Source organism: Polynucleobacter ibericus (genome assembly GCF_018687955.1).
Lineage (GTDB): Bacteria > Pseudomonadota > Gammaproteobacteria > Burkholderiales > Burkholderiaceae > Polynucleobacter > Polynucleobacter ibericus.
Genome location: NZ_CP061309.1, coordinates 993,618 through 1,019,096 on the forward strand (window position 1 = coordinate 993,618; position 25,479 = coordinate 1,019,096).

The window sequence follows — 25,479 nt, forward strand, 5'->3', positions numbered from 1 at the left end:
CTTTGTTCTGAGCCTTTTTTCTGAACTTCTATTAATTTGATGCCTAATTCTTAGTTCTTGGTTTGATCCACTAACTTGTTCTTAGCAATCCAAGGCATCATGGCGCGCAACTTAGCACCAACCACTTCGATGTCATGCTCTGCATTCAAACGACGACGTGAAATCAATGTAGGAGCACCTGCCTTGTTTTCCAGAATGAAGCTCTTAGCGTACTCACCAGTTTGAATATCTTTCAAGCACTGACGCATTGCATTCTTAGTATCCTCAGTCACAACACGTGGACCAGTCACATACTCACCATACTCAGCATTATTGGAGATGGAGTAATTCATGTTGGCAATGCCGCCTTCGTAGATCAAGTCAACAATCAACTTGAGCTCATGCAAACACTCGAAGTAAGCCATTTCAGGAGCATAACCAGCCTCAACCAAAGTTTCAAAGCCTGCTTTGATCAACTCTACTGCGCCACCACAAAGAACGGCCTGCTCACCGAACAAGTCAGTTTCAGTTTCCTCACGGAAATTGGTTTCAATAATGCCAGCGCGTCCACCGCCGTTTGCAGTTGCATATGACAAAGCTACATCACGAGCAGAACCCGATTTATCTTGGTAAACAGCGATCAAATGTGGAACGCCGCCGCCTTGAGCGTAAGTACCACGTACTGTATGGCCAGGAGCCTTAGGAGCAATCATGATGACGTCTAAGTCAGCGCGTGGCTGAACTTGACCGTAATGAACGTTAAAGCCGTGCGCAAATGCCAAAGCAGCACCCTGCTTGATATTGCCATGTACTTCTTTGCTGTAAACATCAGCGATTTGCTCATCAGGCAACAACATCATCACAACGTCAGCATCTTTAACTGCTTCGCCCACTTCTTTAACTGTTAAGCCAGCATTTGCAGCTTTACTCCAGGAAGCGCCGTCTTTACGCAAACCCACGGTAACATTAACGCCAGAATCTTTGAGGTTCAATGCGTGCGCGTGACCTTGTGAACCATAACCAATGATGGTAACTTTCTTGCCCTTAATGAGGGACAAATCCGCGTCTTTATCGTAAAAAACTTTCATGCTCTTTCCTTGTATTGAAAATGTATTTAATGCAGTAATCAGTTAATAAAAAATTAAACCTTGAGGATGCGCTCACCGCGCCCAATTCCAGAGCCGCCCGAACGGACAGTTTCCAGAATCGATACACGATCGATCGAATCAATAAAGGCATCCAACTTGGCACCATCACCTGTTAACTCAATGGTGTAACTCTTGTCAGTCACATCAATAATGCGACCGCGGAAGATATCGGTAGTGCGCTTGAGTTCTTCGCGCTCCTTACCTACAGCGCGCACCTTGATCATCATCAGCTCACGTTCAATATGCGGACCTTCGCTTAAATCAAAAACCTTAACTACCTCAACCAAGCGATTCAAATGTTTAGTAATTTGTTCAATGACATCATCAGAGCCAAAGGTAACGATCGTCATACGTGATAAAGATGGATCTTCGGTTGGCGCAACACTTAACGTATCGATGTTGTAGCCACGAGCAGAAAATAAACCCACCACACGTGACAATGCACCTGGCTCGTTCTCAATGAGTACAGAAATAATATGTCGCATTAGAGATCCTCGCTACCCAAAAGCATTTCAGTAATACCCTTGCCCGCTTGAACCATAGGCCAAACGTTTTCTTCTGGGTCAGTCTGGAAATCCATGAACACAGTGCGATCTTTTAAGCGAATCGCTTCTTTAAGAGCACCCTCTACATCCGATTTCTTTTCAATGCGCATACCGACGTGGCCATAAGCTTCTGCCAACTTTACAAAGTCAGGCAATGAATCCATATAAGAACTGGAATAACGCTTGTTATAAGTGAGCTCTTGCCACTGGCGAACCATTCCCAAGTAACGGTTGTTTAGGGAAACAATCTTCACAGGTGTGTTGTATTGCTTGCAGGTTGATAACTCTTGAATACACATCTGGATTGAGCCTTCACCAGTAATGGCAAATACATCCTTATCTGGGAAGGCCTTCTTAATACCCATGGCATAAGGCAAACCCACGCCCATAGTACCTAGACCACCAGAGTTAATCCAGCGACGTGGCTGATCGAACTTGTAGAACTGCGCAGCCCACATCTGATGCTGACCTACGTCCGACGTGATGAATGCATCACCACCAGTAAGCTCCCACAGCTTTTGAACTACATACTGCGGCTTCACAATTTGAGAAGCTTCGTCGTACTTCAAGCAATCCTTTTTACGCCACTCATTAATCTGATCCCACCAAGCAGCAACTTTGTCGCCATTCTTGCGCGGTCCAGCAGCCTTGAGTTGTGCAGTCATCTCAACTAAAACTTCTTTGAGATTGCCAACAATAGGAACATCCACCTTCACGCGCTTAGAAATAACAGAAGGATCGATATCAATATGAATAATCTTGCGTGGGTGACTCGCAAAGTGCTGAGTGTTACCGATTACACGGTCATCAAAACGTGCGCCAATCGCAATCAACACATCACTGTGCTGCATCGCCATATTGGCTTCATAAGTTCCGTGCATACCAAGCATGCCTAAAAACTGTGGGCTAGTACCCGGGAAACCGCCTAAACCCATTAAGGTGTTAGTAACGGGATAACCGAGTAAATCAGCAAACTCTTTTAGCTCAGGAGCTGCGTCAGACAAAATCACACCACCACCGGTGTAGATATACGGACGCTCCGCTTCTTGCAGTAAAGCGATTGCTTTGCGGATCTGACCGCTGTGACCCTTGACAACAGGGTTGTAAGAACGCATTTCCAGAGTCTCTGGATAGACAAATGGTCCTTTAGCAGCAGATACATCTTTTGGAATATCAATCAACACAGGACCAGGGCGACCTGTCTGTGCAATATGGAAAGCCTTCTTTAATACCAAAGGAAGATCTTTAACATCCTTCACGAGGAAGTTATGCTTTACCACTGGGCGTGTAATACCAACGGTATCAGCCTCTTGGAAAGCGTCTTCACCAATCGCATAAGTTGGCACGTTACCGCTGATGATCACCATTGGAATGGAATCGGTATACGCCGTTGCGATACCGGTAACCGCATTGGTAACTCCTGGGCCAGAAGTCACTAATGCAACACCAACCTTACCGGTTGCGCGTGCATAGCCGTCAGCAGCATGAACTGCTGCTTGCTCATGGCGCACTAGGATGTGCTCAAACTTATCTTGCTTAAAAATTTCATCATAGATAAAGAGAACGGAGCCGCCTGGGTAACCCCAGACAAATTCAACACCCTCTTTGTGCAGTGCATGCACGAGCATTTCTGCGCCAATCATTTCTGGAGGCGCTGCTTCATTGTTTGTATTGGATGAGTCTTTGTTAGCTTTAGTAGCTAAAAATTCGGCGCTGCTTGTATTCATTTTCTTTCGTCCTTTGCAATTTTCGGCAAAAAATTGTTTGGTCTGTTCTGTCTCCTGCTTATGGCCTGAGTTCGAACGGCGCTGCTACCGGAAAAAACCACTTCTTGAATGAGATTCTAGGTAGTAAGCCCTATATTCTATAGCAATCCCCTAAAATGACCCAATTCCTTCCGATTCAGGTCTAATCCATTGCATGGCATCAGCCCAAGAACTATCTGACTTTCTGAGTAATGTTGAGCAGCGCGCTTTTAAACAGGCGGTCTACGCTGTGCGCGATGATGATGCTGCTTTGGATATTGTTCAAGATGCCATGATCAAATTGGCGGAAAAATACGGCGATCGACCTGCAGAAGAGTTGCCCTTGGTATTCACCCGAATTCTGCAAAACCGCATTCATGACTGGTTTAGAAGGCAAAAGGTCAGAAATACCTGGGTCACCTTATTTTCCAATATGGGCAAAAAGGGTGATGAAAACGATGATTTTGACCCTTTGGAGTCACTTTCAGCTCCAGATGACAGTGAAATTCACCAAGATGGGGCTCATAAGCTCGAAAAAAGTCAGCTTTTAGCTGCCCTGGAGTCAGAAATATCTAAATTACCTGTACGTCAACGAGAAGCCTTCCTGATGCGTTATTGGGATGAGCTAAGCATTACTGAGACGGCCAAGGCAATGAGTTGTAGCGAAGGTAGTGTCAAAACCCACTGTTCTAGAGCCACCCAGACTTTAGCTAAAGCATTGAAATTAAAAGGAATTACGCTGTGAAACACTTTGATGACCAATTTACCCAGACCCAAGTCGACCAATTCGGTCAGGCTAGCGCTGCCCTGCTCCGTCAAGGTACTCAGACCATTCCTCAAAATATTAAAGATCGCTTGTATGCAGCCCGTATGAAGGCTCTTTCCGTCAGAAAACCTGAAAAGGTCCGTATCCAAAAGCAAGTTTTGGCTGCTACAGCTCGCAACTGGACTTCTAGCTCTAATGGACGTTGGGATACTTTCGGTTGGATTGCCCCCTTAGTGGTTCTAGTATTTGGCCTCATTGGCATCGCTCAGTGGCAAGATGACTCTCGCATTAATGACATCGCAGAAGTAGATGCAGCACTTCTTTCTGATGATGTGCCACCAGATGCTTACGCTGATAGCGGATTCATGGCCTTCCTTAAAAATGGTCCTCTTTCCGAATCCGACAGTTCCTCAGATTCCATTCAAAACAAATAATTTTTAAGCGCTTGATGTCATCGACAACTAGAACGCAAAAAGTTTGCAGCCTAGCGCTGCTTGCTTTCTGTCTTTCTGTTCAAGCGCAACCCGCTCCTAGTGCTTCTACTGGAAAGCCTGCGATTGTTGCAGAGAGAAAACCAGACGGAACATGGGAAGGCCTAAAACCAGCACAACAAAAAATTCTGGCACCGCTTGAAAGCGACTGGGATTACATGCTGCCCGATAGTCGTAAGAAATGGACTCAAGTCGCTAACATCTACCCTAAGATGAGCGCGCAAGATCAAGAGCGCCTGCAGTCTCGCATGGCAGGCTGGTCTAATCTCTCCCAAAAAGAGCGTCGCCTAGCACGTGAAAATTACCTAGCGAGCTTGAAGTTTCCAGCCGAGAAAAAAGCTGAGGCATGGAGTGCTTACCAAAAACTCAGCGATGAGCAAAAGAAGAAATTGGCCGAATCTGAAGTAAAGAAAAAGCCTACTGCGGCCAACGCCCCTACACTTCAGCAGCACCCCATCTCCCCAAAGGCTACGCTTCCAAGCACGGGTTCAACTCCAAGCCAGACCGCACCAGTAGAAAGTACTGGATCTAATGCGGAAAGTGCTCCCACAAATAATTAAGCAGCTTGATGACACCTGCTGAACTAAGTGCATTACCAGCGCCACAATTTTGGCGTCGAGTGTCCTGCTGCCTTTATGAACAATTAGTTCTCCTTGGCGTAATTGCATTCGCGTTTTTATTGCCGAACCTTGGTTTGGGAATTCTGTTTGGTATTTCATTACCAAGTTGGCTGACCTTTTTATATCTTTACGCTGTTCTATGCATTTACTTTGTCTGGTATTGGACTAAATCAGGCCAAACACTGGCAATGCAAACATGGCGTGTCCGTATGATTGGAAAGGATGGCAATAACCTAACTAAGAGTCAAGCCTTTTGGCGCTACGTCTATGGATCTCTTTGGCTAATTCCTTGCGTACTATTGCAATGGGCTTTTCATTTAGAGAAATGGCAAATTATTGAAATGTTATTTGCTGTATCGCTACTGATTTGGCCGCTCAGTATCTATTTTGATCGACAGAACGTTTTGCATCGGCAGAGTCTGCCAGATCGCTTAGCCCGCACGCGTCTAGTGGAGCTGCCAAAAAACGTTGTCACCCTGACTTAACAAATTTGTTTTAGGCTTCGCGTAAACACTCCACAGCAGTAGCTTTTTGGATTCTCTTTTGGAAGCGGTATCCCGATAGAAGACATGCTGTCACTCCAAATGCAATACCCATGAAGAGTGCCTCAGCAAAAGCATTAAATTCAATCTCCATTACATAACGACCCAAAGCCCAGGCAGCCATACCAGAGGCAAGACCAGCCAATATGCCGGCCAATAGGCCAATCATGGCCAACTCCATATTGGCAATACTCGCCAAAGTATTGCGAGATGCGCCCAAAGCCTTTAGCAAGGCTGCATTTTTGTAACGCTCATCTTGCGTAGCCGCGATTGCAGACATTAAAACCAAAATAGCAGCTGTAATCGTAAAAGCCAGTAGCAAACCTAAGACTGAAGAAAGCTTATTCAGAACTTCCTGAATTTGTTGCAGTGATGCTGAGACGTCTACGATTGTTAAGTTGGGATAGGCTTGGCTAATCTGAAAATCCAAGGACTCTTGCTGAGGGGGTTGGTAGTAGGAGGTAATCCAAGACTGTGGCAGAGCTTGCAACTGTGCGGGTGGCATGATGACAAAAAAGTTCACCCGCATTGAGCCCCAGTCCAATTTACGCAAAGAAGTAATGGGTGCAGTCACTTTTTCACCGGCAATCTCAAAAGACAGCTGATCACCTAGCTTTAATTTCAGGGTTTTGGCTATGCCCGTTTCCATGGATATTTGCGGTGCATCGCCCTCAATCCATTTGCCCGACAGAATCTGATTGCCTGTAGGCAATTGATCCGTGTAAGACAAATTAAATTCACGGTCAATTAAGCGCTTTGCATTATCTTGCGAGAAATCACTGGGTGTCACATCTTTTCCATTGATCTCAACTAAACGTCCACGAATCATGGGGTAAAACTGTGGACTAGAAAGACCCGCATTCTCAAGGGACTGCGTAAGCCCCTGCTTTTGATCGCCTTGAACATTAATCATGAAGCGATTTGGCGCATCGCTTGATATATTCCCTTGCCATGCACTTAAAAAATCAGCGCGTAATAGTAAAACCAATAACAGCGCCATCAATGCAATACCCAATGCAGTAATTTGCACTACCGCTAAACCCGTTCTTCTTCCTTGGGACAAAATAACGAAACTAAAGGCAAAGCGTTTGCTGCGAATAGTGCTCAAAAGTCGTAGCGAGCCCCAAGATACAAACGCAAAAAGCACAATAGCTGCGCTAAAACTGAGGCAAGTCCATAAGGCCAATTTCCAATCACGTGCTGCCAGCATGATTAAGAATGCTGCTGCACAAAAGCCACATAAAGCAGTCCATAAAGTAGAGGCACCAACACCATCAAACTCTTTTCGAATCAGCCGTATGGGAGAAACCTTTACCAAACTTAAGATCGCTGGCCCAGCAAAACCAAACAATAAGCACCAAGCTACCAGCACACTCCAAAGCACCGGCCAGAGCGATACCGAGGGTAACTCAGAGATCACCAAATTACCTAAAAGGTATGTCAAGAGAAATTGTCCAAGGAAGCCTAATAAAGAACCCACCAATGCCGCAAAGAGTCCAAGCCCTATGAGGGTTGCGGCCTGCTTCCTGAGGATGGTGCTGGAGCTTGCTCCAAGACATTTTAGGACAGCGCAGGCATCGGCTTGTTTGCGGGTATAACGATGCGCTGACAAAGCAATCGCAACTGCAGCAACCATGGCCGTTAATAAAGCAATTAATGACAAGAACCGATCTGCGCGCTCAAGCGTTTTACGCATCATCGGCTGTGCATTCTCTAGGGTTTCAATCCGAATACCCTTGAGACCTTCTTTTTCAATATATTGAGTAGCCCAGGCTCCATAACTATCAATTTGGACATCAGAGCCTGCTAATAACAATCGATAAGTCACTCTACTGCCAAGCCCAATCAGACCGGTATCACCTAAATCTGCAAGGGACATCATGACTCTGGGTGCAAAGTTCATAAAACCAGCGCCACGATCTAGCTCGCGCTCTAGTACGCCATCAATTACAAAAGACTTTTGACCAAGCCGAATCACATCACCTTGTTGCGCATGAAGACTTGCCAGCATCGCAGGATCAACCCAAACTGATCCCTGCTCTGGCCCAGAGCTAAAAGGTTTAGCCTGTGACTTAGATTGCACTCGCAAAGCTCCGCGCAGTGGATATTGCGGACTAACCGCCTTCAGTGAGGCTAATTTACTATGAGAACCGACGGTTGCCATACTGGGAAACACAACCGTCTGAGCAAGCTGTAAATCAAGCTTCTTCGCTTCATCTAAGATTCGATCGGGCAATGGCTGATCTGAAACGATCAGCAAATCAGAAGCTAAAAGTTGACGGGCGTCAAATGCAAATGCCCTTTGCATGCGGTCTGCTAAAAAGGTTACGCTAGAGAGCGCAGTGACAGAAAGCGTTAGCGCAACCAGCAGCCAAGCTAACTCGCTTGATCGAACATCACGTCTCAAGCCACACAGGAAGCGAAAAATGAATTGAATCAAATTGCCTGAATTTGGCCGCCATCAATACGCATGACGGTACCCGTAATGAAAGATGCATTTTGGCTAGCCAAGAATGCTGCAGCATCGCCATATTCCCTTGGATCACCATATCTACCCATCGGAATTTGACTTAAGCTTACCTTGACCACTGCTTCGTAGCTAATGTTCTCGCGCTTTGCACGAGCTTCATCCAATTGACGAAGGCGATCTGTTGCTACCCGCCCGGGCATGATGATATTAACGGTAATGCCATCAGCCGCCACCTCAGCCGCCAAGGTCTTAGACCATGCAAGTAAGGCTGCGCGTAAGGTGTTGGATATCGCTAAATTTTTGATTGGGGCAATTGCACCAGAGGTAGTACTGGTGATGATTCGACCCCACTTCCGTTGACGCATGCCTGGCAGTACTCGATCTGTGATGGCAATGAGCGACAACACCATATCGTTAAAGCTCTTTTGCCAGAGCGCAGGATCTTGGCCAGCGGCTGGAGTCGGTGGAGGACCGCCAGTGTTATTAATCAGAATATCAATGGGTCCCAACTCTTTTTCAACAGTTGAAATTAATCCATCAATGACAGATGAATCCGAGAGGTCCCAGTTCAGTGCAAGAGCCTTACCACCAGCGGCTTCGATTAAGTCAACCGACTGCTGCAAGCCTTCAGCATTGCGACCGGTTACGGCAACCTTTACACCCTCGCGCGCCAATGCAACTGCCATAGCCTGCCCTAAGCCACGGCTAGAGGCCATAACTAAGGCAACTTTTCCCTGAATTCCTAAATCCATACTGTCTCCAAAAACTAGTTACTGCCCTAAAGGCTTAGGCAAATTACCGGCATATTTAAACAACTGGACTTCGTATTCTTGGAAAATCTCAGCTAAGGCTTGCTGCTGACCTTGAACTAGTGCCTGTGGAGAATTGTCCTTAAGTGCTACACGTTTCGTATAACGGTTCGCACCAATTAAAGGATTTATTTTTCCAGCGCGAGTTGCACTTAAGAAAAACTCGATGCTAACAACGGCCTCGGGTTGACCACGGTAATCGCCATAGAACTCTTCAACAGATGCCTGTAGATAATAAAAAGGGAAAAAACTATTACTCTGACCTACAGTCGCAGCAAAAATATTCGACTTGTTCATCCATTGGCGCTCAGCATTGCCAATCATTTCAGAAGGAATGGTTACATACACGTTATAAAAATCTTTTTCATAACGTTGATCAGCTGTGCGATAGACCAGGGATCTGCCATCAAAAGGCGGAGAAACTGAAACAGATCCCATTTTTAACCAAACATCAGTACGAGCTTGACGTGGCGGAGCGGTTCTTTCAGGGGATACCATCCAGCTGGTTGGACTCACAGGTGGTCGGGTCGGCAACGAGCAAGATACCAAGGACAAGACACCAATGGCTAAGAAAAAACGTTTAATCATTTTTTAGCTCCAGACTGAACGGCGCCATTATTAGATGGGGTCAATTTTGGTGGCGGATCACTCCAAATGAGGCTCGACGGTGATTGGCTGGCGATGCGACTAAATTCATTTAAATTCTCACTAGCTTGCTTGATATTTTCCATCGTCAAGGCGGTGTCACCCTGCACACTGGTGATCGTTTGACGCAAAGAAGTTGTTGCAGCTACTAATTCACGCATCAGCACACCGAGCTCATTTTTATCAGTTGCTTTAGAGACGCGTTCCAAGACGATATTGAGGTCATTTACAGAACGAATGACACCTTCATTGCCTTTGCCGTCACCCGCCATCAAAACGTTAAGGTTGCCTAATAAAGCATCCAATTTCTTTTGAGTGCCGTCAATATTCATCGCATTCAAAGATGCAATCAAGCGCTGGATACCGCCAATAATTTCATCAGCCTGGTTAGGCAATGATGGAATAACCGGGTACTCGGGCTTCCACTCGTATACCAATGATGGCGTCAAGTTTGCATTAGATACAAAATCAAACTCGATGTAATTGACACCCGTAATGCCCATAGACTTGACACGTGCACGTAAATTATTTTTTACAAACTCATGAATTTGCTCTTCATTTACCTTATCACCAAAAATCTGCATTCTGACAACGACATATTGGCGGCGTTCATGAAAAGGCAAATCCTTCTCATACATATCACCTGATAATCCAATTGACGTCACTTGACCTATTTTGACGCCCCTAAATCGCACTGCAGCACCAGCATCCAGACCAGTAACAGACTGTTTAATGTAAGTCTCAACCATGAAGGATTTTTGGAAAAATTTTCCGCCACCGAAAATCAATATGACGGCGATCAATACGCCAATTGCTGCAAGAACAAACACACCTAAGCGAAAGTAATTGGGATTTAAGTTAGTGCTCATGCTACGTCCTTGCTCATAATACGATTGAAGAATTGGTGCACTCTAGGATCTTTACTAGTGTCTCTTAATACCTTTGGATCACCCTCAGCAATAATGCCTTTAGCTCCCTTGTCCAACATAATGACTTTGTCGGCGATCGCATAAATACTGGCTAACTCATGCGACACAATGACAAAGGTAATGCCTAAATTTTTAGATAAGTCTTGAATAGTACTGTCTAAATCTGCGGAGGTAATCGGGTCGAGACCTGCTGAAGGCTCATCTAAAAATAGTATCTTAGGATCAAGCGCCATCGCCCTAGCAATCGCGGCCCTCTTTTGCATGCCTCCGCTGATCTCGCTGGGCATATAGGACTCATAAGGTAATAGGCCAACCAAATCGAGCTTACAGCGTGCAAGTAGGTTCATCTGCGTTTGCGTCAGCTGCGTATATTCCTGCATAAACAGGGTAACGTTATCCAGCAAGTTCATCGAACCAAATAAAGCGCCCTGCTGGTACATCACCCCAAAACTTCTCATAATCTTCTGCCGCTCAGCACCCCTTGCCGAAGTGATGTCCTGCCCCTCAATAAGGACAGTACCAGCCAAGGGCTCATACAAACCAAATAAGTTTTTCAATAGACTCGACTTGCCGCAACCCGAACCTCCAAGAATGACAAATATTTCACCATTATTCACTGTGAAATTAAGGTTCTGCATCAGAATATTGGAGCCATACCCAACGGTAAGATTTTTAACGTCGATAGCACACGTTGAATTGCTTGAAATATTTGGAGTAATTGGCGCGTTCATCAGAAGCCAGTCTTGTAAGAGATGAAAGCAAAAATACCGTCAACCAAGACGATCATGACAATGCTACTAACCACCGCACGAGTTGCAGAAATACCAACGGCTGCAGCGCCCGTTCCGGTTTGCATGCCGCGCAAACAACCCATTGCAGAAACAACTACACCGAATAATGTTGCTTTCAATAAGCCTGATAAGACATCCTCAACATCTACAGCGGCTAGCATGCCATTGTAGAAATTTACAAAGGGAATGCCGTAAATTAGCATCGTTAACATTGAAGAAAAAATACTAACGATATCGGCAAACAAAGTCAGAATCGGTGCAACCAAGATGCCTGCAAGTACGCGTGGTACGACCAGGAAACGAATTGGACTCAAACCACCCGAAACCAAAGCATCAACCTCGCTATTAACAGTCATCGTGCCAATTTCTGCTGCGAATGCTGCAGATGAACGACCGGCTAACAAAATGGCAGTGATGAGCGGGCCCATTTCACGGACGATGCCTAATGCGGCTAGAGGCCCAACAAACGATACTGCGCCAAATTGCTCCATACCAATCGCTGCTTGAAAGGACAAGATCACACCGATTAGGAAAGCAACAAGACCAACAATGGGAAGCGCTGCAACGCCTGCCTCTACTGCAGCATTTATAAAATCACCCCAACGTACTTGCTTTGGATTGCGGATTGACCAAACTAAATCCGCAAATAGATGACCGGTAAATGAAATTAATCCGGCTGCATCATCGAGCAAGTTCTGCACTGCCATACCGGTACTAACTAAGAAACTTCTCTTGGACTTTACAACTGGAGCAGGAAATAAATTGCCGATTGGATCAAACTCTTTTAATAAAGGTTGATAGCGAGGATCTAAGCCAATTAATGAAAACTTTCCACCAGTAATTGTTTGCGCCTCTTCCAGGGAAATGAGAAATGCAATACCTGCTCCATCTAAAGAAGAAACATTACCCGCATCTACGGTGATTGTTTTGGTTTTGTTATCGCCTTGCTTAAACCAGACGTCTTGGGATGCACGGATTTGCGTCCACACTCCACCCAAGGAGTAGACATTCACAGTGCCACTTAATGACACTTTGGCGTTGTTAGCATCTGCCTGAGTCCAAATGGCTACTGGGCTCTTGGAATCGGTCGGTAAAGTGTCAGAAACGCTCATAAACGAACTATAAGGTATCTCTGTGAAAGTAATAAGAAATGCCCAAAAAAGAGAAAGGGCCCAGTCTTTCAACTAGGCCCTTAAATTGCTTGGTGCGGCTGGCAGGAATTGAACCCACGACCCCTTGGTTCGTAGCCAAGTACTCTATCCAGCTGAGCTACAGCCGCAACAGCCATAATTATGCCATGGAAGAGAAGAACTACATCACCCCCGCTGGTCACGAACGCATCAAGACTGAGCTCCTACAGCTCCTAAACCTTGATAGGCCCGAGGTTGTCAAGGTTGTCCATTGGGCAGCCAGCAATGGCGATCGGTCTGAAAATGGGGACTATATCTACGGGAAAAAACGCCTAAGAGAGATTGATAGGCGAATTCGCTTCCTCAATAAACGCCTAGAATTTGCCGTAGTTGTCGATAATTCAGCCCGAAAATCTGGTGAAAATGACGCAGAACAGGTGTTCTTTGGCGCCACCGTGACCTACTCAACCATAGAGGGGTCAGAGGCAGGCAAGAAGACACTCGTTACCATTGTCGGGGTAGATGAGGTAGATTTAGACAAGGGGCACGTTAGCTGGGTGTCGCCTATTGCAAAAGCGCTAATTAAATCTCGAATAGGCGATTGCGTTTTTATACAAACCCCAACGGGTCCTGCTGAAATTGAAATATTAGACGTGCAATATCTATAAATTAGACAAGTTTATGTCGAGCGTGTTCGGGTGACTCGCATAACGTCTGGATTAGCACGCAAGCTTCGCATCACTTTGGATAGATGCAAGCGATCATAGACTTGGATCGTAAAGCGGATCGTGACAGAATCTTCTTTAAAGCGATCTTCCATAGACACATTCATGATGTTGGAGTCTGCGGCGGTCACACTACTGGCCACCCTTGCCAAGACGCCTTTACCCTGGCGAGTATCAATTGCCAAGTCAAGCTCAAATTCGCGATTGAGTTCTTTGCCCCACTCCACCTCGACCCACTTATCGCTATCTTTAGAGAGCATGCGCAATGCTATAGGGCAATCATTTGTATGGACCTGTAGCCCCTCACCTTTGCCAAGATAGCCAATGATGTTATCGCCAGGGATGGGATGGCAACAAGTTTGAAAATGAATGGAATTGCCTTCGCGACCATCCACCAAAATGGCTTGACGCTGATGATGATTTATTTCTTGATGTGGAGAGACCCAATCAGCAGCGCCTAAACGCATTTGTTCAGCTCCGCCTTCATCATCGATCAAAATTTTCAGACGAATAGCCAACTCTTGAGGCGAGCGTCGACCCAAAGCAATATTGACACAAGCCTCTTCGCGGGTTTTGTCACCCGTCCAATGCATCAACTTTTCCCAAATCTCCGGAGAGAGTAATGCAGCATCAACACCCTGTTGACGTAAGGCATTGGCTAATAGTCGTTCGCCCAATTGCAGTGATTCTGAATAATGCTTAGTCTTTAATGAATGGCGTATGGAAGCACGAGCTTTGCCCGTACGAACAAAAGCTAGCCAGCCCGGATTGGGCTGAGAATTTGCCGAAGTAATCACTTCAATAATGTCACTATTCTTGAGCTCGCTGCGCAAAGGTAATTGCAAGCCATTGATCTTGACTGCAACACAAGTATTGCCCAAATCACTATGGATAGAGTACGCAAAATCTAGAGCAGTTGCGCCTCTTGGTAACGCCCGAATCTGCCCGCTTGGTGTGAAAACATAGACTGCATCAGGGAACAAATCAATTTTGACGTGCTCTAAGAATTCCTGAGAATCGCCACTGCTATCTTGAATATCAATTAAGGACTGCAGCCATTGATGGGCGCGGTTTTGGACTTCGCTCATATCTGGTGAGCCATCCTTGTAGGCCCAGTGAGCCGCAACACCTGCCTCGGCAATCGCATGCATATCAGTTGTACGAATCTGAAATTCCACCGGCACGCCCGATGGCCCCAACAAAGTAGTATGCAAGGATTGATAGCCATTTAGCTTAGGAATCGCTATGTAATCCTTAAACTTGCCAGGCATTGGCTTATACAGGGAATGCAAAATACCAAGGGCCCGATAGCACTCGTCAATCGAATGCACGGTTACCCGGAATGCATAAACGTCAAGCACCTGAGAAAAACTAACATGCTTTAGGCGCATCTTGGTATAGATGCTAAAGAGCGTCTTTTCGCGACCGCGCAGATCAACCTCTAAATTGGCTTTAGCAAAAGCCATACGAGACGCTTGCAAAATCTTCTCGACCATTTCCTTGCGATTGCCGCGCGCCCGCTTTACCGCGCCTTCAATCACCCTAAATCGCATTGGCATGGAGTAGCGGAAACTGAGATCTTGGAGATCACGATAAATAACATTTAACCCAAGTCGATGGGCAATTGGTGCGTAAATCTCGATAGTTTCAGCTGCTACACGACGGCGCTTTTCCATTGGTACCGCGTCAAGGGTGCGCATATTGTGGGTGCGATCAGCCAGCTTGACTAAGATGACACGAACATCGCGCGCCATTGCCATAAACATTTTGCGAAAACTCTCGGCCTGAGCTTCTGCATGACTTTGAAACTCTAACTTATCAAGCTTGGTTAAGCCTTCAACTAGTTCTGCAACCTTGCTACCAAATTTCTCAACGAGATCGGTCTTTGTGCAGCCAGTGTCTTCGATAACATCATGTAATAAAGCTGCCATGATAGATGGGGCATCTAAGCGCCAAGTTGCGCAAAGTTCAGCTACGGCAACCGGATGGGTAATGTAGGGCTCACCACTATGACGGTATTGCCCTAAATGAGCAGCATCTGAAAACTGAAATGCTTTTTTAATTTGCGCAACTTCTTCGGGCTTCAGATAAGAAAGCTTTGCCAACAATCCCTCAATCGAAACAACTTGATGCTTTAGAGGGAGATTTGGTGCAGATGTGGGGCCAAACAAATGACGACTCGATTGAGCCAACAAACTGGCAATAATCGATTTCTTTTCATTTTGCTTTGGGGTGTCGGAGTCTACGTCCAACAATTGTGCTTGAGCTGAATCAAGCGAAGCATCTTTAGACGAGATGCTTCCTACTTTTTCCGATGTTTTAACTATTCCTAAAGGGAGCTCCACACCGGAACTCCTTAATTACAGAGGTACTTTGGTCAGCATGTCACGGTCAGTCACACCAGCAGCTACTTCGCGTAATGCAACTACGGTAGCTTTATCTCTGGACTCAACACGTGGGGAGTGACCTTGTACTAATTGGCGAGCACGATATGTCGCAGCCAAAACCAATTCGAAACGATTTGGGATAGTTTTAAGGCAATCTTCTACAGTAATACGGGCCATGCTGAACTCACTTAATTTAGCTTCAATACCTATAGGATAACTGATTAGACCCCAAGACGCTTTAAAAGCGCTGGATTTCTGGCCATACTGGGTCCAGAGCGCAGACGGCTAGAAGCCAAAATATGCTTTAAATCAACCAATGCCTGATCAAATGAATCATTCACCACGATGTAATCTGCCTCATGGGCATGCATCAGCTCAACATGGGCTGCCGCTAAGCGGCGCTGAATCGTTGCTTCATCGTCCTGACCGCGCTTGCGGAGACGCTCTTCTAAGGCCTCGATAGATGGCGGAAAAATGAAGATCCACTGCACTGCAGGGATTAACTTTCGGATTTGTTGGGCGCCCTGCCAATCGATCTCCAGCATGACATCGCTACCAGATTGCATTTGAGATTCAATCCACGGTTTAGAGGTGCCGTAAAAATGACCATGAACTTCTGCCCACTCTAAAAAATGACCTTGGTCGCGCTCATGCAGAAAATCTTCTTTTGCCAGAAAACGATAATCCTTGCCATCAACTTCACCAGGACGTGGCGCACGGGTTGTAGTTGATAAAGATAACTTCAGTCCAGCGTCATCCTTTAGCAAGGCATTTACTAAAGAAGATTTACCTGCACCTGAAGGCGCAACGATCATCAACATACTGCCTTGATAGGATGGTGTCAAAGTGGAGTTAGTCATATTTCAGATTGGGAGTTACTCAAGGTTTTGAACTTGTTCGCGCATTTGCTCGATGAATAACTTAAGCTCTAAGGCTGCTTGCGTACATTCTTCTGACACAGACTTAGAGCTCAAAGTATTGGCTTCGCGATTGAGCTCTTGCATCAGAAAATCCAATCGCTTACCAACAGGACCTTTGCCTGCAAGCGCAGAATCTACTGCCTGAAGATGGGTCTTTAAACGCGCAAACTCTTCAGCCACATCAATCCGTACCGCATACAGCACAACTTCTTGACGAATACGCTCCATGAGCTCAGCGCCTGCCTTGGCTTGTTCTTGCGCTGCAAGTGCTTCCGCCAAACGCTCAGTGAGTTTTTCTTGATACTGGGAGACGTACTCGGGAACTTTAGGCTCAATCACTTTGACAATGTCACGCATCTTGCCAGTAATGCTAGTCAGGACACCAACCAAGGCCTTGCCCTCAGCATGGCGACTTTCCATGAGCGCTGCTAAGGCTGCACGTCCCGCTTCAACAGTGGCTGTAATCCAGCTATCTTCTTCGCCACGAGGCTCAGAGACCACGCCAGGCCAACGCAGCACTTCAGCAATACTCAACTCTTGGGCTTTTGGAAAAGATTCTTGGACTTTTTCTTGTAAGGTATAGAGGGCATCTAGCCGATCGCGATTGATCGCACCCAAAGCATGGGGGTTACTTTTTGCAGCCCCAGCAGCAGCGCTATTGACGCGCCATGCCGCCCTGAACTCCACTTTGCCACGCGAGAGGCTGTGGGTAGCCATTTCTCGTAAGGCAGGCTCAGCCCCACGGCATTCGTCCGGAAGACGAAATCCTAGATCCAGAAAGCGGCTATTCACAGCCCGACATTCCACCTGCAGATCAGCAACTACACCCGCTCCTAAGGAGACTTGGCGAGAAGCGCTGCCATAACCAGTCATGCTCGATATCATATGGACATTGTAGATTCATTATTGAACTAGACCCGATTCAGACCACAACCCCAAAGGACCCCATTTCCATGAGCACAGCCAACCCAGCGAATATTGCCCGACCTAGCGGCCGCAAGCCTCAGGATTTGCGTCCAGTCACCATTTCGAGGGCCTTTACCAAGCATGCTGAGGGCTCGGTATTGATCGCTTTTGGAGATACCAAGGTTCTATGTACTGCCAGCATCCTAGAAAAGGTGCCTCCCCATAAAAAAGGGTCTGGCGAGGGTTGGGTAACCGCTGAATATGGCATGCTCCCCCGCTCTACTCATACCCGCAGCGATCGTGAGGCAGCCCGGGGCAAACAATCTGGACGCACGCAAGAGATTCAACGTCTCATTGGCAGAGCGATGCGTAGTGTCTTTGATCTAAAGGTCTTGGGTGAAAGAACGATTCACCTAGATTGCGATGTACTCCAAGCAGATGGAGGCACACGTACTGCATCAATCACAGGGGCATATGTTGCTGCGCGTGATGCAGTGAACCAGCTCCTCAAAAGTGGTGCACTTACTCAGGATCCGATGATTGATAGCGTTGCTGCGATTTCCGTTGGAATCTATCAAGGCGTTCCAGTGCTCGATTTAGATTACCCAGAAGACTCTTCTTGCGATACCGATATGAATGTCGTGATGACAGGCAAAGGTGGAATGATTGAAGTTCAAGGCACTGCTGAAGGGGCAGCTTTTTCACGTACTGAATTAAATGCCCTCCTGGACCTGGCCGAGCAAGGTATCCAAGAATTAACCCAACTTCAAATTGACTCACTGAAGTAAGCGGCCAGGTAACAACTGCTCAAAATGCAAAAGCTCGTACTCGCCTCCAACAACGCCGGCAAGGTCAAAGAATTTCAGGCGCTATTGGCCCCCTTAAATTTTCAAGTCATTCCTCAAGGTGAATTAGGCATTCCTTCGGCCGAAGAGCCGCACCATACTTTTGTTGAGAATGCTTTAGCCAAAGCACGTCATGCCAGCGCAGCATCTGGCCTGCCTGCCTTAGCTGATGATTCGGGGATCTGCGCGCATGCCTTAAATGGTCAGCCTGGCGTGATGTCAGCACGCTTTGCTGGAGATCAAGGCAATGATGTGGCAAATAATCAAAAACTGATTCAAGAATTAAAGGGGCAGACTGATCGTGGCGCACATTATGTATGCGCCTTGGTTTTGGTCAATAGCGAAAATGATCCGGAGCCCCTCATTGTGCAAACCCGTTGGTATGGCCAGATTGTTGATCAGCCAAGTGGTAAAAACGGCTTTGGCTATGACCCCTACTTCTTTTTGTCTGAGCAGCAATGTACTGCCGCTCAACTAGAACCCGCACAAAAGAATTTAATCAGTCATCGCGGCCAAGCCTTGCGTGAACTGATGGCGCAACTGAAATCCCGTGCTTAATTCTAATAAAGTATCTCTGACTGCATTGCCACCACTGGCTTTGTATATTCACTTTCCTTGGTGTGAAAAGAAATGTCCCTATTGCGATTTTAATTCGCATCAAATTAAAGAGGGTAAAACAGGCTTTGATGAGCAGCGCTACATTAATGCGCTAATTGCTGACCTAGAAACGGAATTGCCCAATATCTGGGGGCGACAAGTACACAGCATCTTTATCGGTGGAGGCACGCCGAGTCTGCTATCTGCAGCAGGCATGGATCAACTACTCTGCGCCGTTCGAGCTCGAGTGAACTTAGAACCCGATGCTGAAATCACCATGGAAGCCAATCCAGGCTCTGTTGAAGCAGAAAAGTTTGCTGGTTTTGCTAAAGCAGGCATTAATCGTGTGTCGCTGGGCATTCAGAGCTTTCAAGATGAGCAGCTCAAAGCATTGGGACGTATTCATAATGGCGCAGAAGCCAAGCGTGCAATAGAGATTGCCATGAAGCATTTCAAATCAGTGAACTTAGATCTCATGTATGGACTGCCAAAACAAAGTCTTGAGGCAGCTAAGGCAGATATCGAGGCTGCGCTTTCATTTAAAACACCACACCTATCTTTTTACAATCTCACACTAGAGCCCAATACCTACTTTGCAAACTTTCCACCGCAATTGCCTAGTGATGATGAGGTAGATGCCATCTTTGAACAAAATCTAGAGTTACTTACCCAGGCTGGCTATCAGCGCTATGAAGTCTCTGCTTATGCGCAAAAGAATCAAGAATGCAAACATAACCTGAACTACTGGCGTTTTGGAGATTACATCGGAATTGGCGCAGGAGCACACGGCAAGATTTCCTTTCCAGACAAAATTACTCGCCAAGTGAGAGAGCGTCATCCGGAAACATATATGCAGGCCATGGAATCCAAAGGCAATGCCTTATTGGAATCCAAAGAGATCGCTGCCAAAGATCTCCCATTTGAATTTATGCTCAATACCTTAAGGCTGACGGATGGGGTTGCAACCAATACCTTTAGTGAACGTACTGGCCTTCCGTTAAACACTATCAGTAAAGGCTTGGCTGAGGCTAGCAGCAAAAAATTGCTCGATGACAATCCAAGTCAACTAAAAGCCACGCCATTGGGAATGCGCTACCTCAATAATTTACAAGAGCTGTTTTTGGATTAAAGCGTTTGCAGGCTATGCACTGGCTACTAACTACCAGTCCAGTTGGGTGGCTGCCCTTTTAGAAATGCAGCGACGCCATTCTTAAAATCATTGCTGCCATAAGTCTCGCTAATCAGGTCATTGCAGTCCGGCAACTGATTTTTGATTAATCTAGCGAGTACTAGCTTGCTCGATTTTTGCGTAATCGGCGCTAATTGACTGAGACGCTCCGCAAGAGCTTGTGCTTTTGTGCCTAATTGATCTTGCTCATAGGTCGCCAATAAGTAGCCCTGTTTTTCTAACTCTTCGGCTGAAACCATCTCTGCCAAAAGCAACATGCGTTTCACAATATTGATATTGAGATGAGTTACTAACCAAGCAATATTGCCGGCAGATAAGCAATTACCCAAGGTTTTCGCTATGGGCACACCAAACTTAGCACCTGGTGTGGAGATCCGAAAATCACAGCAACTGGCAATGGCCAATCCACCACCAACGGCCATGCCATCAATTACTGCAATCGTCGGGATGGATAAGGTTGCTAGTGGAGCTAGATAACTATCGATGCCCTCTTCATAGTGCACCCCATCATCACCACTTTTAAAGCCGGAAAACTGGGCAATATCACTTCCCGATACGAAGGACTTGCCTCCGGCACCGCGGAAGATGGCCACCCGCACACTTGGATTTTTAGCAAGATCCTCGCAAATCGACTTGAGACTTTGATACATGCTGACGGTCATCGCATTGCGTGCCGCCACATGATCGAAAGTGATGTGGGCAATATTGCCGCGTATCTCTAATAGGACTTGCGCAATATTGCCAACCTTGTCTTGCTCAACCATGAAGCGTTATTCAGCCTTAATATTTAAGCTCTTCACTAAGCGCTGATACTTTGCAAGTTCGCCTGCCAAGAACAAACTGAAGGCTGCTGGAGTTGCAGGGCCTTCTGGTTGCAGACCTTGTGCATCGAGTGTCTTTTTGATTTCAGGATCATTCATGGCTGCTTTTACAGCTTGATCAATCTTGTTTACGACGGCAGGATCCATCGCTTTGGGTCCCATTACGGAATACCAATTGGTGACATCAAAGCCAACAATACCCACTTCAGCAAAAGTAGGGATATTTGGTAATAGGGATAAACGTTTTGGAGTTGAAATCGCCAATGCCTTGAGGTTGCCTTGACGAATTTGCTGCAAGTTCGGTGGCAAGGTATCAAAGTTCATCGTGATTTGACCCCCTAGCAAGTCAACAATCGCTTGACCGCTACCCTTATAAGGCACGTGATTCATCTGGATGCCAGCGATCTTAGAAAATAAAGCGCCTGCTAAGTGCTGAGTACTGCCAATACCGGAGGAACCATAAGTCATTTGACCTGGATTTGCTTTAGCCAATGAAATTAATTGCGCAACAGAGTTCACTGGTAATGAAGACTTCACAACTAATACGTTTGGCACATAGCCCAAATAAGTAATGGGTGTGAAATCAGTCGCAGGGTTATAAGGAACATTAGTCAATACAAATGGTGAAATCGCATTTGAATTGGAATGCCCCATCAATAAGGTATATCCATCGGGATTGGATTTAGCAACAAGATCAGCGCCAATGGTGCCCGCAGCGCCTGACTTGTTTTCAATAATCACGCTCTGACCCAAGATTTCACTCATCTTTGGAGCGATAGCACGGGCGACAATATCGGTACCGCCACCAGGAGCAAAGCCGACGATGAGTCTGATAGGTTTACTAGGATAGGCCTGTTGGCCAACTGCGAATAATGAAGTAGTACTTAAGGCAACTGCAAGTAATCCACGCACAGCCCATTTAGGTGTTTTAAGCAACATAAGATCTCCAAAATTATTTTTATTGTGTTTGATACTATTAGAGCGTAATTCAAACATATAAAAACAATTGAGACAATGACGAAAACACCTATAAATGGCGCATCTAATGGCCATGCAGCTCCCCCAACCAAGCCATTACCCCTATCCGGAGTACGTGTTCTTGACGTAAGTCAAGTAATGGCCGGCCCCTACTGCTGCATGCTCTTGGCGGATTTGGGTGCAGACGTCATCAAAATTGAACCTCCAGGAACAGGCGATCAAACGCGCGGTGCGATGGGATTCAAAATGAAAGGTTCAGATAGCATGGGCTTTCTGAATATGAATCGCAATAAACGCAGTCTGACCTTAAATCTCAAAACGGAGGCCGGCAAAAAAGTATTCTTTGAATTGGTAAAGACCGCCGATATTCTGGTGGAGAACTATCGTCCTGGCGTGATGAAGAAATTGGGTATTGACTACCCTTCATTGCAAGCCATTAATCCTGGTTTGGTATACGCCAGCATCTCGGGGTTTGGACAAACTGGTCCGTGGGCAGATCGCCCTGGCTTTGATTTAATGGCCCAAGCAATGTCAGGCGTCATGAGCGTGACGGGTTATCCAGATGGTCCTCCTGTGAAAGCGGGAGTTCCAGTAGCCGATATTGGCTGTGCACTTTTTGCGGTGTACGGTATTTTGTCCGCCTACATTGGCAAAACCAAAACAGGGGAAGGTCAATTTATTGATGCCTCTCTTTTTGATTCTGCTTTGGCATTCTCCATCTGGGATACAGCCCAATATTGGGGAACCGGCGTTGAGCCCTACAAGCTTGGTACCGCCAATCATATGAGCGCCCCATATCAGGCCATGAAAGCGGCTGATGGGTACTTTGTCATGGGCGCTACGAATCAAAAACTGTGGAAGTTGCTGTGCGACAAAATTGAGCGCCCAGAATTATGTGAAGATGCCCGCTTTAAAACCAACCCACTTCGCCTTGCCAATCGCTTGGAACTTGCTACAGAGCTAGAGAAATCCTTTGCCAATAAAAAGGCAGATGAATGGGTTGATGCACTTCTAGCTGCAGGAATACCAGCAGGGCCGATCAATACCTACCCAGAAGCATTTGATAGTGATCATGGCCGCCATCGCAAGATGCGCATGGATATAGATCACCCCATAGAAGGCAAGGTTCCGAATATTGGCTTTGCTGTCAAAATGAATGGCACCCCTCAGCAGGTATATCGTCACCCTCCTTTATTGGGCGAACATACTAGCGAGCTTCTTGCGGAACTTGGTATTGCTGGTGAAGAGCTTAAATCTCTTGAAGCTGGTGGCGCTTTCTCAACCTAAGAAATAGTCTTTCTTCTAGACAAAAGAAATGGGCTCCCTAGAGCCCATTTTTATACATAATCCCAGTTACTCAGGCACCATCAGAATTGGCAATCGGAGGAGCCTCAAACGGATCCTTATTGGGTTTAGCTGGTGGCAGCTTCACCTTCGTACCCGGCATCAACTCAAAGTCTGGTGCAAAGGTAGTCATGGTGCTTCGTAATTGATCAAAGGCTTTACGGTCACCTGTGAACTTGGCCTTACCTTCAGATAATAATTTATCAAAAGTAGTTTGACCGCCCATGACTTTTTCTAAGTCACTACGATTCACAGTGATGGTCAAGTTTGGGTTTTTATCTTGATAACCTTTGATATTGGTCAGCGCAGAATTACTCATCTCCACGACAAACTTTTCACCATTATCGGGTGTACTCAGATTGATAGTGAATTTCATGCCAGCTGCCTTTTTACTATCCATGCTAATTGCCAGCGCATTGAGCCAAAGTTCAGTAGTCATTGCTCTGATCATGTCAGGGCCATTGGTTTTGGGTGATGCGCCAGTAGGCATACCGTGACGTAGCTCGTATGCAGCCCCCAAGAAGCTATTACGTACGCTGGGGCTTTCCTTTTGGTAGCCAATTTGCTCAAAAATATCCGCAAGCAGATCTTTTGCAGCAGTATTGTTCGGCTGTGCGTAGACCAGTTTATTCACAATCTCCATTGCTTCGCGATATTTACCCTGCTGATAGAGTTGCTTGCCCTTAGCCATAATCTTGGTAGAACCGCCCATCATCTCAACATACAGCGGTGCAGAATCTTTTGGTGACAGGGGAATTAAGGTAGCAGGATTAGCGTCCCAGTAACCTAAGTAGCGATTAATCACCGCACGACTGTTGTGTTCCTCAGAGCCATGGTAGCTATGCGCTGCCCACTGCTTTTTTAAACTCTCTGGTTGCTGATAGACGTTATGCACTTCATTAATCGTCACACCATTGTTTGCTAAGTGCAGGACTTCATTGTTAAGGTGTGCATAACTATCGCGCTGAGTGCGCATTACTTCTTGAACACGATCGTTACCCCAACGTGGCCATGAATGTGATGCAAACATTACCTGCGCCTCATTGCCATAGCGATACAAAGCATTGTTGATGTTCTTAGACCATGCCAAAGCATCACGCACTAAGGCGCCGCGCAAGGTATAGATGTTATGAATCGTCCCGGTGATGTTTTCGGCAGCCCAGAATGCCTTGAACTGCGGGAAATAGGTATTCATCTCGGCAGGTGCTTCAGTGCCTGGCGTATTTTGAAATTCCATTTCTACACCGTCAACCGTCATCTTTTCAAATGGCTCGTTAATCAAGATAGTTGGTTCAATTAAACCCAGATTTCCGGCTGCAGTATTTTTACCAATCGATTGATCAACGTGGCCAAATGGGCTACGTGGCAATAACACGCCATACTGGAAATACAAACGACGCGTCATGGCATTGCCGGCGTAAACATTCTCTGCGACAGCATGATCCATAAAGCCAGCTGGGGCGATAATTTTCACTTTGCCACTCTTCACATCAGCTTCTTCCACTACCCCACGAACACCACCAAAGTGATCAGCATGAGAGTGGGAGTACACCACTGCAACTACTGGGCGCTTACCTAATTTCTCATTTACTAACTCTAAAGCTGCTCTAGCAGTCTCTTTTGAGGTCAATGGATCGAAGACTATCCAACCTGTATTCGTTTTAACAAAACTAATATTTGATAAGTCAAAGCCTCGTACTTGATAGATTTTTCCTGGCACTACTTCATATAAGCCATAGCCCATATTCAGAATGGCTTGGCGCTGCAAAGAAGGATGTACGCTGTCAAAGTCCTTGCCCTGCAATAAGAAATCGTAGCTACCCATATCCCAGGCCACATTGCCAGCATCGGCCATGATGGTCTTATAGATAGGCGCAGCTATAAAGCCTCTTTTGGATTCTTCAAAATCACGCTTATCTTCGAATGGCAAAGTTTTACGGAGACCGTTTTGTAATTCCACTGTGAAGCTTGAGGGAGCCTTTCCTTTGACATCAAAGTGCTTACCTTGCATCGCCCCAGGATCTGCAACGACACCGCCACCACCTGCAGCAAAAACCAGACTAGAGGTCATTAATGCAATTGAGATGGAAGTTTTTGTAAGTTGGATATTCATAAAAGCCCAAGGTTAGGAATGTTGATCATCTAATGATATGTTTG

At 46.2% G+C, this 25,479-nt stretch carries 25 protein-coding genes and 1 tRNA gene; 9 read left to right on the forward strand and 17 right to left on the reverse strand.

Annotation, left to right across the window (positions count from 1 at the left end; all coding sequences use genetic code 11):
- Positions 1 to 50: 50 nt before the first annotated feature.
- From ilvC to AOC20_RS05190, 3 genes are read right to left on the reverse strand one after another with little or no spacing between them, the layout of a single operon-like run.
- Positions 51 to 1,067: a ketol-acid reductoisomerase gene (gene ilvC, locus AOC20_RS05180; protein WP_215358996.1), complete on the reverse strand. Its 1,017-nt coding sequence runs from the start codon at positions 1,065 to 1,067 to the stop codon at positions 51 to 53.
- A 53-nt stretch (positions 1,068 to 1,120) separates the two neighbouring features.
- Complete coding sequence (gene ilvN, locus AOC20_RS05185; protein WP_215358998.1) at positions 1,121 to 1,612, reverse strand: acetolactate synthase small subunit; 492 nt, start codon at positions 1,610 to 1,612, stop codon at positions 1,121 to 1,123.
- On the reverse strand, positions 1,612 to 3,399 hold the full coding sequence (locus AOC20_RS05190; protein WP_215359000.1) for an acetolactate synthase 3 catalytic subunit: 1,788 nt from the start codon (positions 3,397 to 3,399) through the stop codon (positions 1,612 to 1,614). Before AOC20_RS05190 ends, ilvN begins: the two co-directional genes overlap by 1 nt.
- A gap of 193 nt (positions 3,400 to 3,592) precedes the next feature.
- On the opposite strand from AOC20_RS05190, the gene AOC20_RS05195 reads away from it, so the two are divergent.
- Genes AOC20_RS05195 through AOC20_RS05210 form a run of 4 tightly spaced genes read left to right on the forward strand, consistent with a single transcriptional unit; the run spans position 3,593 to position 5,779 of the window.
- Positions 3,593 to 4,162: an RNA polymerase sigma factor gene (locus tag AOC20_RS05195; protein ID WP_215359002.1), complete on the forward strand. Its 570-nt coding sequence runs from the start codon at positions 3,593 to 3,595 to the stop codon at positions 4,160 to 4,162.
- The gene (locus tag AOC20_RS05200) at positions 4,159 to 4,617 is read left to right on the forward strand and encodes a DUF3619 family protein (RefSeq protein ID WP_215359004.1); all 459 of its coding nucleotides are present in this window, start codon (positions 4,159 to 4,161) and stop codon (positions 4,615 to 4,617) included. The genes AOC20_RS05195 and AOC20_RS05200 overlap by 4 nt, the downstream gene beginning before the upstream one ends.
- A gap of 14 nt (positions 4,618 to 4,631) precedes the next feature.
- Complete coding sequence (locus AOC20_RS05205; protein WP_215359006.1) at positions 4,632 to 5,234, forward strand: DUF3106 domain-containing protein; 603 nt, start codon at positions 4,632 to 4,634, stop codon at positions 5,232 to 5,234.
- Between the two features lie 8 nt (positions 5,235 to 5,242).
- Positions 5,243 to 5,779: an RDD family protein gene (locus AOC20_RS05210; protein WP_215359008.1), complete on the forward strand. Its 537-nt coding sequence runs from the start codon at positions 5,243 to 5,245 to the stop codon at positions 5,777 to 5,779.
- Positions 5,780 to 5,789: 10 nt separating this feature from the next.
- On the opposite strand, the gene AOC20_RS05215 is transcribed toward AOC20_RS05210, so the two are convergent.
- From AOC20_RS05215 to AOC20_RS05245, 7 genes are all read right to left on the reverse strand, one after another.
- Positions 5,790 to 8,276 (reverse strand): ABC transporter permease, encoded by a 2,487-nt coding sequence (locus AOC20_RS05215; protein WP_215359010.1) that lies wholly within the window; start codon positions 8,274 to 8,276, stop codon positions 5,790 to 5,792.
- Positions 8,273 to 9,058, reverse strand: coding sequence for an SDR family oxidoreductase (locus AOC20_RS05220; protein ID WP_215359012.1), 786 nt, complete (start codon positions 9,056 to 9,058; stop codon positions 8,273 to 8,275). The genes AOC20_RS05215 and AOC20_RS05220 overlap by 4 nt, the downstream gene beginning before the upstream one ends.
- 18 nt (positions 9,059 to 9,076) lie before the next feature.
- Entirely contained in the window at positions 9,077 to 9,703 is a 627-nt protein-coding gene (locus AOC20_RS05225; RefSeq protein ID WP_215359014.1) for a PqiC family protein, read from the reverse strand.
- Positions 9,700 to 10,629, reverse strand: a complete 930-nt coding sequence (locus tag AOC20_RS05230; RefSeq protein WP_215359016.1) for an MlaD family protein — start codon at positions 10,627 to 10,629, stop codon at positions 9,700 to 9,702. The genes AOC20_RS05225 and AOC20_RS05230 overlap by 4 nt, the downstream gene beginning before the upstream one ends.
- A complete protein-coding gene (locus tag AOC20_RS05235) occupies positions 10,626 to 11,420 on the reverse strand; it encodes an ABC transporter ATP-binding protein (protein ID WP_215359018.1) in 795 nt (264 codons plus the stop codon). The genes AOC20_RS05230 and AOC20_RS05235 overlap by 4 nt, the downstream gene beginning before the upstream one ends.
- Positions 11,420 to 12,592 carry an ABC transporter permease gene (locus AOC20_RS05240; RefSeq protein ID WP_215359020.1) on the reverse strand — a complete coding sequence of 391 codons (1,173 nt, stop codon included), beginning with the start codon at positions 12,590 to 12,592 and terminating at the stop codon, positions 11,420 to 11,422. The genes AOC20_RS05235 and AOC20_RS05240 overlap by 1 nt, the downstream gene beginning before the upstream one ends.
- Positions 12,593 to 12,682: 90 nt before the next feature.
- Positions 12,683 to 12,759: transfer RNA gene (locus tag AOC20_RS05245), tRNA-Arg, on the reverse strand.
- Between the two features lie 18 nt (positions 12,760 to 12,777).
- On the opposite strand from AOC20_RS05245, the gene greB reads away from it, so the two are divergent.
- Positions 12,778 to 13,278, forward strand: coding sequence for a transcription elongation factor GreB (gene greB / locus AOC20_RS05250; RefSeq protein WP_215359022.1), 501 nt, complete (start codon positions 12,778 to 12,780; stop codon positions 13,276 to 13,278).
- A gap of 11 nt (positions 13,279 to 13,289) precedes the next feature.
- Here greB and AOC20_RS05255 read toward each other — a convergent pair whose 3' ends face one another.
- Genes AOC20_RS05255 through AOC20_RS05270 form a run of 4 tightly spaced genes read right to left on the reverse strand, consistent with a single transcriptional unit; the run spans position 13,290 to position 17,527 of the window.
- The gene (locus AOC20_RS05255) at positions 13,290 to 15,680 is read right to left on the reverse strand and encodes a RelA/SpoT family protein (protein ID WP_215359024.1); all 2,391 of its coding nucleotides are present in this window, start codon (positions 15,678 to 15,680) and stop codon (positions 13,290 to 13,292) included.
- A 15-nt stretch (positions 15,681 to 15,695) separates the two neighbouring features.
- Complete coding sequence (gene rpoZ, locus AOC20_RS05260) at positions 15,696 to 15,899, reverse strand: DNA-directed RNA polymerase subunit omega (RefSeq protein ID WP_011902918.1); 204 nt, start codon at positions 15,897 to 15,899, stop codon at positions 15,696 to 15,698.
- A 44-nt stretch (positions 15,900 to 15,943) separates the two neighbouring features.
- Complete coding sequence (gene gmk / locus AOC20_RS05265; protein WP_215359026.1) at positions 15,944 to 16,582, reverse strand: guanylate kinase; 639 nt, start codon at positions 16,580 to 16,582, stop codon at positions 15,944 to 15,946.
- 15 nt (positions 16,583 to 16,597) lie between these two features.
- Positions 16,598 to 17,527, reverse strand: a complete 930-nt coding sequence (locus AOC20_RS05270) for a YicC/YloC family endoribonuclease (RefSeq protein WP_215359028.1) — start codon at positions 17,525 to 17,527, stop codon at positions 16,598 to 16,600.
- A gap of 68 nt (positions 17,528 to 17,595) precedes the next feature.
- Between AOC20_RS05270 and rph the strand changes: the two genes are divergently transcribed.
- From rph to hemW, 3 genes are read left to right on the forward strand one after another with little or no spacing between them, the layout of a single operon-like run.
- Entirely contained in the window at positions 17,596 to 18,336 is a 741-nt protein-coding gene (gene rph / locus AOC20_RS05275) for a ribonuclease PH (protein ID WP_215359031.1), read from the forward strand.
- Positions 18,337 to 18,360: 24 nt separating this feature from the next.
- The gene (rdgB, locus tag AOC20_RS05280) at positions 18,361 to 18,951 is read left to right on the forward strand and encodes an RdgB/HAM1 family non-canonical purine NTP pyrophosphatase (protein WP_215359033.1); all 591 of its coding nucleotides are present in this window, start codon (positions 18,361 to 18,363) and stop codon (positions 18,949 to 18,951) included.
- The gene (hemW, locus tag AOC20_RS05285; RefSeq protein ID WP_215359035.1) at positions 18,944 to 20,119 is read left to right on the forward strand and encodes a radical SAM family heme chaperone HemW; all 1,176 of its coding nucleotides are present in this window, start codon (positions 18,944 to 18,946) and stop codon (positions 20,117 to 20,119) included. The genes rdgB and hemW overlap by 8 nt, the downstream gene beginning before the upstream one ends.
- Positions 20,120 to 20,145: 26 nt before the next feature.
- On the opposite strand, the gene AOC20_RS05290 is transcribed toward hemW, so the two are convergent.
- Together AOC20_RS05290 and AOC20_RS05295 are read right to left on the reverse strand one after the other, a co-directional pair.
- Complete coding sequence (locus AOC20_RS05290; RefSeq protein ID WP_215359037.1) at positions 20,146 to 20,943, reverse strand: enoyl-CoA hydratase/isomerase family protein; 798 nt, start codon at positions 20,941 to 20,943, stop codon at positions 20,146 to 20,148.
- 6 nt (positions 20,944 to 20,949) lie between these two features.
- Positions 20,950 to 21,939: a Bug family tripartite tricarboxylate transporter substrate binding protein gene (locus AOC20_RS05295; protein ID WP_215359040.1), complete on the reverse strand. Its 990-nt coding sequence runs from the start codon at positions 21,937 to 21,939 to the stop codon at positions 20,950 to 20,952.
- Positions 21,940 to 22,014: 75 nt separating this feature from the next.
- Between AOC20_RS05295 and AOC20_RS05300 the strand changes: the two genes are divergently transcribed.
- Positions 22,015 to 23,265 carry a CaiB/BaiF CoA transferase family protein gene (locus AOC20_RS05300; protein ID WP_215359043.1) on the forward strand — a complete coding sequence of 417 codons (1,251 nt, stop codon included), beginning with the start codon at positions 22,015 to 22,017 and terminating at the stop codon, positions 23,263 to 23,265.
- 70 nt (positions 23,266 to 23,335) lie between these two features.
- Here AOC20_RS05300 and AOC20_RS05305 read toward each other — a convergent pair whose 3' ends face one another.
- The gene (locus AOC20_RS05305; protein ID WP_215359045.1) at positions 23,336 to 25,435 is read right to left on the reverse strand and encodes an alkyl/aryl-sulfatase; all 2,100 of its coding nucleotides are present in this window, start codon (positions 25,433 to 25,435) and stop codon (positions 23,336 to 23,338) included.
- Positions 25,436 to 25,479: the final 44 nt, after the last annotated feature.

What these genes read in the sequence shown, in the direction of transcription:
- ilvC (WP_215358996.1), bottom strand. Translation starts at nt 1,067, where the DNA reads ATGAAAGTTTTTTACGATAAAGACGCGGATTTGTCCCTCATTAAGGGC.
- ilvN (WP_215358998.1), bottom strand. Translation starts at nt 1,612, where the DNA reads ATGCGACATATTATTTCTGTACTCATTGAGAACGAGCCAGGTGCATTG.
- AOC20_RS05190 (WP_215359000.1), bottom strand. Translation starts at nt 3,399, where the DNA reads ATGAATACAAGCAGCGCCGAATTTTTAGCTACTAAAGCTAACAAAGAC.
- AOC20_RS05195 (WP_215359002.1), top strand. Translation starts at nt 3,593, where the DNA reads ATGGCATCAGCCCAAGAACTATCTGACTTTCTGAGTAATGTTGAGCAG.
- AOC20_RS05205 (WP_215359006.1), top strand. Translation starts at nt 4,632, where the DNA reads ATGTCATCGACAACTAGAACGCAAAAAGTTTGCAGCCTAGCGCTGCTT.
- AOC20_RS05210 (WP_215359008.1), top strand. Translation starts at nt 5,243, where the DNA reads ATGACACCTGCTGAACTAAGTGCATTACCAGCGCCACAATTTTGGCGT.
- AOC20_RS05220 (WP_215359012.1), bottom strand. Translation starts at nt 9,058, where the DNA reads ATGGATTTAGGAATTCAGGGAAAAGTTGCCTTAGTTATGGCCTCTAGC.
- AOC20_RS05225 (WP_215359014.1), bottom strand. Translation starts at nt 9,703, where the DNA reads ATGATTAAACGTTTTTTCTTAGCCATTGGTGTCTTGTCCTTGGTATCT.
- AOC20_RS05230 (WP_215359016.1), bottom strand. Translation starts at nt 10,629, where the DNA reads ATGAGCACTAACTTAAATCCCAATTACTTTCGCTTAGGTGTGTTTGTT.
- AOC20_RS05235 (WP_215359018.1), bottom strand. Translation starts at nt 11,420, where the DNA reads ATGAACGCGCCAATTACTCCAAATATTTCAAGCAATTCAACGTGTGCT.
- AOC20_RS05240 (WP_215359020.1), bottom strand. Translation starts at nt 12,592, where the DNA reads ATGAGCGTTTCTGACACTTTACCGACCGATTCCAAGAGCCCAGTAGCC.
- greB (WP_215359022.1), top strand. Translation starts at nt 12,778, where the DNA reads ATGGAAGAGAAGAACTACATCACCCCCGCTGGTCACGAACGCATCAAG.
- rpoZ (WP_011902918.1), bottom strand. Translation starts at nt 15,899, where the DNA reads ATGGCCCGTATTACTGTAGAAGATTGCCTTAAAACTATCCCAAATCGT.
- gmk (WP_215359026.1), bottom strand. Translation starts at nt 16,582, where the DNA reads ATGACTAACTCCACTTTGACACCATCCTATCAAGGCAGTATGTTGATG.
- AOC20_RS05270 (WP_215359028.1), bottom strand. Translation starts at nt 17,527, where the DNA reads ATGATATCGAGCATGACTGGTTATGGCAGCGCTTCTCGCCAAGTCTCC.
- rph (WP_215359031.1), top strand. Translation starts at nt 17,596, where the DNA reads ATGAGCACAGCCAACCCAGCGAATATTGCCCGACCTAGCGGCCGCAAG.
- rdgB (WP_215359033.1), top strand. Translation starts at nt 18,361, where the DNA reads ATGCAAAAGCTCGTACTCGCCTCCAACAACGCCGGCAAGGTCAAAGAA.
- AOC20_RS05290 (WP_215359037.1), bottom strand. Translation starts at nt 20,943, where the DNA reads ATGGTTGAGCAAGACAAGGTTGGCAATATTGCGCAAGTCCTATTAGAG.
- AOC20_RS05295 (WP_215359040.1), bottom strand. Translation starts at nt 21,939, where the DNA reads ATGTTGCTTAAAACACCTAAATGGGCTGTGCGTGGATTACTTGCAGTT.
- AOC20_RS05300 (WP_215359043.1), top strand. Translation starts at nt 22,015, where the DNA reads ATGACGAAAACACCTATAAATGGCGCATCTAATGGCCATGCAGCTCCC.
- AOC20_RS05305 (WP_215359045.1), bottom strand. Translation starts at nt 25,435, where the DNA reads ATGAATATCCAACTTACAAAAACTTCCATCTCAATTGCATTAATGACC.